We start from the raw sequence: 11,972 nt of genomic DNA, 5'->3' as shown, positions 1-11,972 counted from the left end.
AGGCCAGGGCCTCGATCGCCTGACGCACCGAGTCGGTGGCCTGGTTGACCGCCACCGCCATCTCGCCGACCTCGTCGCGGGAGGTGACCTTGACCTTCTGGGTCAGGTCGCCCTTGGCCATCGCGCCCAGGATCCCGGACACGTCGGCCAGCGGCCGCACGATCAGCCGGGACACCAACAGGGCCAGGCCCAGCGCCAGGAGCAGGCCCACGGCCAGCAGCATCAGGATCTGGGTGCGGGCGCTCTCGTACTCGTCGGCGGCCGCGGTGGTCATCGCCGCGGCGTCCTGCCGCTCGGCCGCCGCCAGGTTGTCCATGGCGGTGTTGATCTCGACGGCCACGTCGTTGAACTGCTTGATGATCGTCGCGGTGTCCGTGGCGATCTCGACCCCGGCCGGAGCCTTCCCGCCGAGCAGCACGACGTCACGCAGGACCAGGTACTTCTCCCAGCTCTCCTCGAAGGCGGCGACGTTCTCCTGCCAGCCCTTCGAGGCGGACGGCAGGGTCTTGTACTGCTCGAACGCCACGGTCACATCGGCGGTGGCCTTGCGCAGGTTCTCCACGGCCTGCGCCTTGAGCGCGGGGTCGGGGATGGCGACGACGCCGATGTTCACGTTGAACATGTCGGCCATCCGGCCGCGGGTGTCGACCAGGTGGGTCAGCCGCTGGACGTTGGCTTCCTTGATCTGGTTCATGTCGTCGTTCAGCCCGCTCATGCGGTTCAGCGCCACCGCGCTGATGCCGCCGCCCATGACGGCCACGACGGCCACGGCGGTCAGGATCTTGGTGTTGATCCGGCGGTCGGCGAACCATCCCAGCAGCGGGTTACGACGTGCGTCCCCATCGGGAAGCGTGGTTTTTACGGACGGGTCGGTCACAATCGGTCCTTTCCAGGGAGACCGGCGGGCTGCTGGGGCAGCAGTGAACAAATAGGGCTTACGTCCGCCAATCGGCACCCCACACCTCGAAGTGAGGCGTTCACGGCACACCGATAGCCGGATCACCTGATCAACCGATCAGTGAACGATCCCTCAACGGGTCACTCGGCGGCGACCGCCGGGGGAAGCGCGGCGACTTCGGCCCGCGGGGACTGGATCTGCGTCGGTTCGAGCTCCAGGAGCTCCGGACCGGCCTCCGGATCGGCGGCGTCGGTCATCCTCCTGCCACCGGGCGGCACCCGGTCGACCGAGAGGGTCGTGACCGTGCCTTCCACGGCCTTCCCGTCGTCTGCCTGCACGTACGGAGCCGTGACGCGGCGGACCACCGAGAGCATGAGACCGCTCACGAGGACGGCCAGCAGGTACCGGACCAGGGCGGTGGCGATGTCGAGGTCCTCCAGCACGAACGCGTGCCACAGCGCCGGAGCGTCGAGGACCAGGGCGATCAGCAAGGTGAGTGGGTTAACCAGCAGCACTGTCGGCGGCCGCCTTCCTCGCTCGGATCTGCGCATTGAGCACGTAACGCCGGATCACCTGCGCCTGGGCGTCCGGCGGGTCGTAGATGACCACCGTGGTGACGTCGTCCCCTTCGGGATCGCTCACGGTGAGCACGCTGCCCTCCAGGGCCAGGAGGTTGTTGTCCAGCACCATCTTGACCAGCACGGGCTGCTCGACGGAGAGCCCTGCCGCCGCCCCGTGGCAGCGGACGCCGCGCTCGGAGATGTCCACGAACCGCCCGTGGAAGACCTCCGATCCCTCGGCGAGGTCCAGCAGCCGGATCGGTTCGCCGGCGGCCACCCGTACGGCGGTGCGCCGGCTGTAGTAGTCCACGTTGCCGTCGGCCTCGACGGCCCAGAGGGTGACCCGGTCGCGCTCGATCGCGGCGAGCGTGCCGGGCGCGGTGTAGAGGCCGCGGGGGCCGGTCCAGTGCAGGGACACCGCGCTGCCCAGCACCGGCACGTCGATGTCGCCGACGCCGCGCGGTGCGGCCACTTTGATCACGAGCCCGTCGGCGTCCTCCACGCGCGTGGGATAGGACCTGCCGTCCGGCAGGGAGAGCTCCACGAGCGCGTTGACATCGGGCAGGCGGACGGACCTCACAGCTCCATCCCCTCCAGTCGCTCGCACAGCAGCGCGGTCCACGCCTGGCGGCCGGCGGGGCGGTCCTCCAGGTAGGCGACGGGCAGGTCCAGGTGGAGGACGCTGGCCGGGTCGCCGGTGGCCTCGACGGCGTTGACCGCGATGGCGTCCACCTTGCCGAGCGAGCGCAGGTGGCGCGCGGTGTCGGCGGTCTTGCGGGTCGCGTCGACGACCGCCCACACGGCGGTGGCGCCGAGCGAGTCGGCGACCGAGGCGGCCCACTCGCCGTTGCGCTCCTCGGGGGTGGAGGCGACGACGACCACGTACGGCACGTCGTCGCGGTGGATCTTGCGCGCCTTCTGGGCGGCGGCCCGCGGGCCGGACAGGCGGCGGGAGGTGTGGATGTCGGTGCCCGCGGTGGAGCGGGCCGCCAGCAGGATCTGACCGGCGCCCACGTTCAGGATGCGCGCGACCTTCTTGGCCAGCCGGAGCGCGGTGTGGACCTCGCCGACGATGACGAGCACGTCACCGGGGTTGCCCGGCAGGCCGGGGGCGTCGGGCAGGTCGGCCAGGGCGTTCTTGACCGCGCCGTACATGTCGGACTCGGTGGCCTTGCGGGCCATGCCCTCGGGCATGCCGAGCTCGATCAGCCCCTGCACGAAGGGCCGCTTCTGCTCGATGACGGGCGCCTGGAAGGAGCGCACCGCGCCGGCGGAGGGCTCCTCCTCGATGACGGCCGGCGGCTGGTAGGTCCGCGCCACCAGGGCGCTGGAGCGGGCGGCGGCGCCGTCGCGCTGGAGCGCCTTCAGCATGTCGGCGAAGGCCATGCTCTCCGCGCCGGACTCGACGACGAAGTTCTCGGACGCGGCCGCGGGGGCCTGGAAGGGCACGGCCTGCGCCACGGCGGAGGGGGCGGGGAAGGTCTGCGAGGCGGTCTGGCCCAGGCCGGCGGCGGCGGGGACGAGCCCCTTGTGGGCGCCCACGGCGACCGGGCGGGCGGCGTCCTGGCCGGCGACGGACGCGCCCAGCCGCCGCTCCTGCTCCTCGGCGCGGGCCAGGAGCGCGGCCACCGGGTCGGCGGAGACCGGCTCGGCGGCCGGGGCCGCCGCGAGGCTCTGCGCCGGGGCGGGCGCGGAGCTCTGCGCCGGGCGGACGGGCTCGTCGTTGACCTCGACGGTCAGCTCGTAACGCTGGCGGGCGAAGAACCCGGCGAATCCGCCGGTGCGAACCCGGTCGGCCGACACGATGGAGACGTCCGGCCCATGCTCATTGCGAACCTGGGTCAGCAGCTCCTCGATGTCGGTTCCCTCAAGCAGCAAGCGCTTCGGCATCGGTCACAACTCCCAGGGTTTCCACGCGGAACGGGCATTCCGCAATTTCGGTGTAGGACAGCAGGGGCAGTCGGGGGGCGGCCAGCTTCAGCAGCCGGCGCAGCGGCATCCGCAGCTGGGGTGAGCAGACCAGGACGGGGGCGACCCCCTGCTGCTCGGCGTTGTCGGCGAGCCTGCTCGCCTGTGTGATCAGGCTCTCGGCCCGGACGGGGTCGATGAGGATCTGCACGCCCTGGTCGGTGGGGCGCAGCGACTCCAGCAGCGCGTTCTCCAGCCTCGGGTCCAGCGTCAGGACCGGCAGGCTTCCGGCCGGCTCGGCGTGCTGGGCGGCGATGGCCGGTCCCAGCGCGTTGCGGACGGCCTCGCAGAGCGCGTCGGGGTCCGAGGTGTTCTTCCCGGCCAGCGAGAGGGCCTCGAAGATGCGCACCAGGTCCCGGATGGACACGCCCTCGTCGAGCAGGGCCTGCAGCACCGTCTGAACCTGTCCCAGGCCCATCAGCGCCGGGGTGAGCTCCTCCACCACGACCGGGTGGGTGCGCCGTACGGCCTCGACCAGCGCGCGGACGTCCTCGCGGCCCAGCAGGCGACCCGCGTTGGAGCGCACCGCCTCCGACAGGTGGGTGATGATGACCGATGCCCGGTCGACCACCGTCGCGCCGAGGAGCTCCGCCTGGTGCCGCAGCTCGGCGGGGATCCACTTGCCCTCCAGGCCGAACACCGGCTCCTGGCCGGCGCGGCCCGGCAGGCCCTCCAGCCCTTCGCCGATGGCCAGCGCGGTGCCGGGCGGGGCCTGGCCGCGGGCGACCTCCACGCCGTTGACGCGGATCACGTAGGTCGACAGGGGCAGGTCGAGGTCGTCGCGGGTGTGCACCGGCGGCATGATGACGCCGGTCTCCATGGCGATCTTCCGGCGGAGCGCGCGCACCCGGTCGAGCAGGTCTCCGCCGGCGGCCTCGACCAGGTCGACGAGGTCGGGGGAGAGCGCCAGCTCCAGCGGGTCGACCCGGATCTCTCCCATGAGCGACTCGGGCGAGTCGGGCGCCGGGCCGGCGATCGCGGTCTCGGTCTCCTCGGCCTGCTGGTCCGGTGCGGAGGGCACCCGCTGGGCGAGGAACAGGACGATGCCGCCGATGACGAGGAAGGGGAGCTTGGGCAGGCCCGGGATCAGGACCAGGGCCAGGGCGGCGCCGCCGCCGACCTGCAGCGCGCGCTTCTGCGCGCCGAGCTGGCTGGTCACCGTGGTGCCCATGTCGCCCTCGCCGCTGGCCCGGGCGACCATGAGGCCGGTCGCGACCGACAGCAGCAGGGCGGGGATCTGGGAGACCAGGCCGTCACCGATGCTCATGAGGCTGTAGGCCTGGATGGCCTCGCCGGCCGGCATGCCCTTCTGGAACACGCCGACGGCGAACCCGCCGAGGAGGTTGATGACGGTGATGATGATGGCGGCGATGGCGTCGCCCTTGACGAACTTCGAACCACCGTCCATCGAGCCGTAGAAGTCGGCCTCGGCGGTGACCTCGTGGCGGCGCTTGCGCGCCTCGGCCTCGTCGATGAGACCGGCGTTGAGGTCGGCGTCGATGGCCATCTGCTTGCCGGGCATGGCGTCGAGGGTGAAGCGCGCGCCGACCTCGGCGACGCGCTCGGCGCCCTTGGTGATGACGATGAACTGAATGATGATCAGGATCGTGAAGATCACGATTCCGACGATGAGGGAGCCGCCGACGACGAAGTGGCCGAAGGCCTCGATGACCTTCCCGGCGTAGCCGTCGACCAGCACGAGCCGGGTCGCGCTGATGTTCAGCGCCAGCCGGAACAGGGTCAGGACGAGCAGGAGTGCGGGGAACGAGGAGAACTCCAACGGCCTCTTCACGTTCATGCTGACCACGACCACGATCAGGGCGATCGTGATGTTGGCGGCGATGAGCATGTCGAGCAGGACCGTCGGCATCGGGACGACCATCATCACGACGATCATGACGACGCCGATCGGAACGGCCAGCTGGCTCAGGCCCTTGGGCAAGATGCCCCCTCCGCTTCTGGCATGGAACGATTCCGCAGGTCTGCTCCGTGACCACGCATGCCGTCCTGGCGACCTCTCCCATCGGCCGCCCCGGGAACCTCTTAAGGTTTTTCACCGGCAATCGAGAAAAAAGGCATGGCGAAGGGCCGCGGCACCCAGCGGGCGCGGCGCGGCTCGGCCGGTGGGGACTCCGGCGATCTTCGTGCCCCGATCGGCACGGCGCGGCTCAGCCGGTACGGGCCCCGGCGATCTCGTGCCCCCGATCGGCAGGAACCGGGTGAGGATTAGCCGGATCCGATCGCCGTTGCCCAGTCGTGTCCTGGCCGGGTCGCCGGGTGGCCGATCCCACACGAGGAAACTCTCAGCCGGCGCCCCTGACACCCGATCGCACAGCAGCCGCGCACGGATGCCGGCGATGATCGAAAAGGGGTACGGCGCCGATGAGCGACATCTCCGGCGAGGTGACCACGCCGACGGCTGGGTCACCGGAGGACGAGGCCCGTGGCGGGAAGCTGCGGATCGTGGCGAACATGCCCATCTCGCGCAAGCTGCTGCTGCTGGTGGCGCTGGGCTGCTCCGCGGCGGCGGTCGTGGCGGCGGTCGGCCTGTCCGGGCTCCGCAGCGTCGACCAGCGCGTGGAGGACATCCACCGCGGCAACCTGGAGCCGTCCGCCCAGCTGACGATGATCAACTCGGCGGCGCTGCGCGTCCAGAACGGCATCGCGAACGTGGCCCTGTCCGACGGAGAGGTCGCCAGGACGTCCTTCCGCGACGAGATCGACACGGCCGGCGAGCAGCTCGGGAAGGCGCTGGAGACCTACCGCGCCTCGGTGGACGAGGCCGCCCAGCGGGAGCTGGTCGACCGGTTCGACATCTGGTGGTCGGCCTACCACGCCATCCTGGAGCACCGGCTCCTGCCCCTGGCCGAGTCCGGCGACCGGGCCGCGTTCCAGCAGGCCTACCTCGGTGACGGGCAGATCACCAGCGCCAACGCGATGACCGCCCTGGACGAGCTGCTCCGGTACGAGCAGGCCAGCGGCGCCGCCGCGGCGGCCGAGGCGCGGTCGGCGCACGACACGGCGCGCACCGTCATGATCGTGGCCCTGGTGGCCGGGCTGGGCGTCGCCCTCGCGCTCAGCCGCTACATCTCCGGCCTGATCGTCCGGCCGATCCGGCGCGTGCACGACGTCCTGCAGGCCGTGGCCGCGGGCGACCTCACCGCGCAGGTGGAGTCCGTGCAGCGCGACGAGGTGGGCGAGATGGCCATGGCGCTGTCGGTCGCGACCGCCAGCACCCGCGACGCCGTCCGCACCCTCGGGGAGAACTCCGAGTCGCTGGCCGCCGCGGCCGAGGAGCTGTCGGCGATCAGCAGCCAGATGAAGTCCAGCGCGCAGGACGCCTCCGGCCGCGCCGACGGGGTCGTCGACGCCGCGGACCTGGTCAGCTCGCACGTGGCGGCGGTCGCGGCCGGCGCCGAGGAGATGGGCGCCTCCATCCAGGAGATCGCCCGCAACACGACCGAGGCGACCCAGGTCGCCGCCCGGGCGGTGGACATCGCGGCCTCGGCGAACGAGACCATCGGCCAGCTGGGCGCCTCCAGCGCCGAGATCGGCGACGTCGTCAAGACCATCACCTCCATCGCGCAGCAGACCAACCTGCTGGCCCTCAACGCCACCATCGAGGCCGCCCGGGCGGGCGAGTTCGGCAAGGGCTTCGCGGTCGTCGCCTCCGAGGTCAAGGAACTGGCCCAGGAGACGGCGCAGGCCACCGAGGACATCGGCCGCCGGGTGCAGGCCATCCAGTCCGACACCGACGCCGCGGTCCGCGCGATCAGCGAGATCACCGAGGTGATCACGCAGATCAGCCAGTTCCAGGAGACCGTCTCCGCCGCCGTCGAGGAGCAGGCGGCGACCACCCAGACGATGAGCCACAGCGTCTCCGAGGCCGCCGCCGGTTCCAGCGGCATCGCCGCCAACATCGGCGGCGTCGCCGCCGCCACCCTCCTGACCGGCCAGGGCGTGGACAGCACCACCGACGCCGTCGGGGAGCTCGCGGGCATGGCCGCGCGGATGCGCACGCTCGTGTCCCGCTTCACCTACTGATCACCCACCGGCGGCCGTATCCGGCCTCACCTACCGGCCCGGCCGACCGCCGGCCCCCGAACGGAGACGACAATGCGCACATACCGACGTGTGGCGGCCGCGGTGACGGCCGCCGTGGTCGCGGGCGCCGTCCTGACCGGCTGCGGCATCCTGCCGGGGTCCGGCGGCGACGACGCGGCCGCCGCCGCCAAGCCCTCAGGCCGGGTGGCGCTGCTGCTGCCCGAGCGGGCCGCGAGCCGCTACGACGCGGCGGACGCGCCGTACTTCTCTCAGCGGCTCAAGCAGCTCTGCCCCGCCTGCGAGATCGACTACCGCAACGCCGGCCAGGACGCCGCCGAGCAGCTCTCCCAGGCCGAGGACGCCCTGGCGGAGGGCGCCAAGGTCCTGGTGCTCACGCCCGTCGACAGCACCGCCGCCGCGAAGATCGTCGAACTGGCCCACGACCGCGACGTGCCGGTCGTCTCCTACGACCGCCTGGTGCTCGGCACGCCCGTCGACTACTACGTCTCCTTCGACAACGCGAAGGTCGGCCGTTTGCAGGCCGAGGCGCTGCTGTCCGCGCTGGGCGGCAGGGCCCGCACCGGAGAGATCCTGTGGATCAACGGCTCGCCGACCGACAACAACGCCACCCTCTTCAAGAAGGGCGCGCACGAGACCCTGGACGGCGAGGTCCGCGTCGCCGCCGAGTTCGACACCCCCGAGTGGGACCCCGCCAACGCCGAGGCGTGGACCGCGCGCACGCTGAAGTCCCTGGGCGGGCGTGAGCTGGTCGGCGTCTACGCGGCCAACGACGGCACGGCGGGCGGCGCGATCAAGGCGATGCGCGCCGCCGGGCTGCCCGCCGTGCCGGTCACCGGGCAGGACGCCGAGGTCGCCGCGCTCCAGCGCATCCTCGCCGGCAGCCAGCACATGACCGTGTACAAGGCGGTGCGCCTGGAGGCGGAGAAGACCGCCGAGCTGGCCTTCGAACTGCTCCGCGGCGGGCGTCCGGAGGTCGGCGGCAGCGTGGACAACGGCGCCGGCGGCGTGCCGTCCCTGCTGCTCGACCCGGTCACCGTCACCAAGGACAACATCGAGGAGACCGTGATCCGGGACGGCTACGTCACCCCCGGCGCGCTGTGCGCCGGCGCCTACGCCGAGGCGTGCTCGGCGGCGGGCATCGGCTGATCCGCCGCCGCGGGGGCAAGCCGCTCAGTTCCGGGCCGATGCCGCCGATTCGTGTAGAAGAACTAATCAGAGGAGCTAAAGACATGAAATGGTGGCGGTCCCGTCGGGCAGGCACGGACGTCCATCCGGCGCTGCAGTCCCGCGAGGCGCTGATGGCGGCGCTGGACAAGGCCCCCGCGGTGTTGCTGATCGTCAACGAGACCGGCGACGTCCTGTACCGCAACCAGGCGGCCGACAAGCTCATGCAGGACACGGTCGCCGCCTACGGGATCGAGGCGCTGATGATGCTGGCCGAGAGCCTCAAGACCCACCTGCGCAAGGCGTCCTCCTTCCCGTACACCGCGCTGTCCAACCTGGAGGTCGACGGCGCGACGACCTACGGGTCGCTGGGCTTCGACCGGATTCCCGGCGGATACATCGTGACCTGGGAGGACGCCACGGAGCGGGTACGCGGCGACCAGGCCGTGCGGACCCTGAGCCAGGAGCTCGTCGCGACCAGTGCCCTCCTGGCCGAGGCCGGCGACGAGCTGGCGCGCACCGCCGGCGACAGCGCGAGCCAGGCGGAGACCGTCTCGCACAGCTCCACCGAGCTGACCGGGAGCATCCAGGAGATCTCCCAGGGAGTCAGCAGCGCCGCCGCCAGCACCGCGACGGCGGTGGAGTCCGCGCGCGACGCCACGCGCCGGATGGAGCAGCTGCAGGAGTCCAGCCGGCAGATCGGCAGCATCACCAAGCTGATCACCGAGATCGCCGAGCAGACCAAGCTGCTCGCCCTGAACGCCACCATCGAGTCGGCCCGCGCCGGCGAGATGGGCAAGGGCTTCGCGGTCGTGGCCAGCGAGGTCAAGGACCTGGCCGCCCGTACGGCGGAGGCGACCGCGCAGATCACCGACATGATCGACGGCATCCAGGCGGAGAGCACCCAGGCCGCCGCCGGGATCTCCGGCATCGCCAGCCTGATCGACGCCGTCGCCGAGCAGCAGACGCTGATCGCCGCGGCGGTGGAGGAGCAGAGCGCCACCAGCGCGGAGATGTCACGCGGGATGGCCACGGTCGCGGGCGCCGGTCAGGCGGCGGCCCAGGCCGCCGAGACCGTGCTCACCGCCGCCGAGAAGCTGAGGGACCAGTCCGCCCGGCTCACCGAGGTCGCCGACGCCGCGGTGACCGGCCGAAACTGACCCGCACCCGGCACTCATCCTCAACTGTCGAGGATGAGTGCCGATGAAGTGAGAAATATCTCTCGCCTCATAGCAAGGTGCCACAATGCGTCGGTTCATCCGTGATCTGTCCCTCGGCTGGAAGCTTCGAGCCGGATTCGGCATTGTCCTGGCACTGATGATCGTGGTCGTCGCCGACGGTTTCACGGTCCGCAGCGACCTCAACGAGCAGGCGCGCCGGGTGGCCGAGGAGATCGACCCCAAGGCCCGGATGGTGGCGCTGCTGCAGTTCCGCTTCTCCGACATGTACGGCCTGCAGACCGCCTACACGGCCTCCGAGGCCTCCAGGGACGCCAAGCGCGAGTTCTTCCTCGGCGCCCGGGACAAGGTCGTCGACCTGGTCGAGCAGGCCGAGGCGACGGCCGCGGCCGGGGAGCAGAGTGCGGCCGCCGCCACGATCCGCGAGGGGTTCGAGGAGTTCGACCGGATCGACGCCCAGGTGTGGGAGGCCATGCGGTCCGGTGACCGCGAGGAGGCCGTCCGGCTGAGCAACGTCGTCGAGGCCCCCGCCTACATCAAGGCCATGGACGCCGCGGCGGCCTTCGACGCCTCGGTCCTGGGCGAGCGCAACGCCCACCTCGCCACCCTGGCCGACAGCCGCGACGCGGCCGACCGGCGCGCCGGTCTGCTGGCCGGCATCGCCGTCCTGCTCGGCGGGGCGTGCGCCGTCCTGCTCACCCGCTCGGTGCGCAAGCCCGCCGAGCGGGTCGTGAGCGTCCTGGAGAAGGTCGCCGCCGGTGACCTGACCCCGCGCCTGGGCATCGACCGCGGCGACGAGCTCGGCCGTATGAGCGCGGCGCTGGACGAGGCGCTGGAGCGGATCGCCGGCACCCTGCGCGGCATCGCCGGCAACACCGACGAGGTCGCCCGCGCCGCCGACGGCCTGAACGGGCTGGCCGAGAGCCTCAACGGCGACTCCGCCGAGGCCTCCGCCCAGGTCCAGTCGGTCGCCTCCGCCGCCGAGGACGTCTCGCGCCACCTGGAGAGCGTGGCCGGGGGCTCGGAGGAGATGGGGGCGTCGATCGCCGAGATCTCCCGCAACACCTCCGCCGCCGCGGGCGTCGCCGACGCGACGGTCGCCAAGGTCGGCGAGGCCACCAAGACCGTCGCCCGCCTCGGGGAGTCGTCCGCGCAGATCAGCAACGTGGTCAAGCTGATCACCTCGATCGCCGAGCAGACCAACCTGCTGGCCCTCAACGCCACCATCGAGGCCGCCCGCGCCGGCGACGCCGGCAAGGGCTTCGCGGTGGTCGCCGGCGAGGTCAAGGACCTGGCCCAGGAGACCGCCAAGGCCACCGAGGACATCTCCAAGCGGGTGGAGGCCATCCAGAACGACACCGCCGACGCGGTGACCGCGATCGCCCAGATCGCCGAGGTGATCGGCAGGATCAGCGAGGCGCAGCAGACCATCGCCAGCGCGGTGGAGGAGCAGACCGCCACCACCGGCGAGATGAACCGCGGCGTCTCCAGCGCCGCGGGCGGCAGCTCCCAGATCGCCACCAGCATCTCCGGGGTCTCCGCCGTCGTGGAGCGCACCCGCCTCGGCGCCGAGCAGTCGAAGCAGTCGGCCGACGCGCTCGCCACGATGAGCGGTGAGCTGCGCCGTCTGGTCGGCCGCTTCCGCTTCTGACCGGTCCCGCCGCGCCTGACGTTCCGGGTCCGGCGGGACCGCCTAGGCCCGCCGGGACCGCATCGCCTTGAGGACCTTCACCTCTCCCGCCTCCCCCGCGACGATGCGCCGGTACTCCTCCGACTCCATCGGGCACAGCCGTACCCGGCCCATCTGGTCGAAGAGCAGGCCCCAGCCGTACTGCTTGGGCAGGGGCGAGGCCCGCAGGCACGCCTGCGGCTTGGCGAAGAACTGCGCGCGCAGCTCCTCACGCTCGGCCTGCGACCGTTCCGCCGGTTCCTGCCGCCGCAGCCAGCTCTCGAAGAGCACGTCCTCCTGCGTCAGAGCGCCCGGGTCGGCGTCGATCATCTCGAACTGCAGCAGCGCGACCGTCTTCTTCGCGCCCCGCAGCGGCGGCTCCACGGCGTGATCGACCGGGCAGTCGTCCGCGACGGCGATGAGGGTGTCGTAGTAGTTCAGGTCCACCCGGCCATGATGATCGACAGGAG

At 71.7% G+C, this 11,972-nt stretch carries 10 protein-coding genes; 4 read left to right on the top strand and 6 right to left on the bottom strand.

The genetic code is table 11. The features are described from left to right. The 5 genes from Plo01_RS39180 to flhA form a co-directional block, all read right to left on the bottom strand. The coding region (locus tag Plo01_RS39180) for a HAMP domain-containing protein (protein WP_203895873.1) at positions 1 to 877 on the bottom strand (877 nt) is incomplete at its 3' end. A gap of 161 nt (positions 878 to 1,038) precedes the next feature. Beyond that, a complete protein-coding gene (locus Plo01_RS39175; RefSeq protein ID WP_203895872.1) occupies positions 1,039 to 1,389 on the bottom strand; it encodes a hypothetical protein in 351 nt (116 codons plus the stop codon). Between the two features lie 10 nt (positions 1,390 to 1,399). Then, entirely contained in the window at positions 1,400 to 2,038 is a 639-nt protein-coding gene (locus tag Plo01_RS39170; RefSeq protein ID WP_203895871.1) for a PilZ domain-containing protein, read from the bottom strand. Then, the gene (locus Plo01_RS39165; protein WP_203895870.1) at positions 2,035 to 3,348 is read right to left on the bottom strand and encodes a hypothetical protein; all 1,314 of its coding nucleotides are present in this window, start codon (positions 3,346 to 3,348) and stop codon (positions 2,035 to 2,037) included. The genes Plo01_RS39170 and Plo01_RS39165 overlap by 4 nt, the downstream gene beginning before the upstream one ends. Next, positions 3,326 to 5,368 carry a flagellar biosynthesis protein FlhA gene (flhA, locus tag Plo01_RS39160; protein WP_203895869.1) on the bottom strand — a complete coding sequence of 681 codons (2,043 nt, stop codon included), beginning with the start codon at positions 5,366 to 5,368 and terminating at the stop codon, positions 3,326 to 3,328. The genes Plo01_RS39165 and flhA overlap by 23 nt, the downstream gene beginning before the upstream one ends. A gap of 440 nt (positions 5,369 to 5,808) precedes the next feature. Here flhA and Plo01_RS39155 point away from each other — a divergent pair, with 440 nt between their 5' ends. The 4 genes from Plo01_RS39155 (at position 5,809) to Plo01_RS39140 (ending at position 11,484) form a co-directional block, all read left to right on the top strand. Further along, positions 5,809 to 7,470 carry a methyl-accepting chemotaxis protein gene (locus Plo01_RS39155; RefSeq protein ID WP_203895868.1) on the top strand — a complete coding sequence of 554 codons (1,662 nt, stop codon included), beginning with the start codon at positions 5,809 to 5,811 and terminating at the stop codon, positions 7,468 to 7,470. 72 nt (positions 7,471 to 7,542) lie between these two features. Further along, complete coding sequence (locus Plo01_RS39150) at positions 7,543 to 8,637, top strand: sugar ABC transporter substrate-binding protein (protein WP_203895867.1); 1,095 nt, start codon at positions 7,543 to 7,545, stop codon at positions 8,635 to 8,637. An 83-nt stretch (positions 8,638 to 8,720) separates the two neighbouring features. Beyond that, positions 8,721 to 9,815: a methyl-accepting chemotaxis protein gene (locus tag Plo01_RS39145; protein ID WP_203895866.1), complete on the top strand. Its 1,095-nt coding sequence runs from the start codon at positions 8,721 to 8,723 to the stop codon at positions 9,813 to 9,815. An 85-nt stretch (positions 9,816 to 9,900) separates the two neighbouring features. After that, positions 9,901 to 11,484 carry a methyl-accepting chemotaxis protein gene (locus Plo01_RS39140; protein ID WP_203895865.1) on the top strand — a complete coding sequence of 528 codons (1,584 nt, stop codon included), beginning with the start codon at positions 9,901 to 9,903 and terminating at the stop codon, positions 11,482 to 11,484. Positions 11,485 to 11,526: 42 nt separating this feature from the next. Here Plo01_RS39140 and Plo01_RS39135 read toward each other — a convergent pair whose 3' ends face one another. Next, positions 11,527 to 11,949 (bottom strand): DUF6157 family protein, encoded by a 423-nt coding sequence (locus Plo01_RS39135; RefSeq protein WP_203895864.1) that lies wholly within the window; start codon positions 11,947 to 11,949, stop codon positions 11,527 to 11,529. Between the last annotated feature and the right edge of the window lie 23 nt (positions 11,950 to 11,972).

The sequence above is a fragment of the Planobispora longispora genome (assembly GCF_016863135.1).
GTDB lineage: Bacteria > Actinomycetota > Actinomycetes > Streptosporangiales > Streptosporangiaceae > Planobispora > Planobispora longispora.
This window is presented reverse-complemented; position numbering and strand designations above follow the sequence as displayed.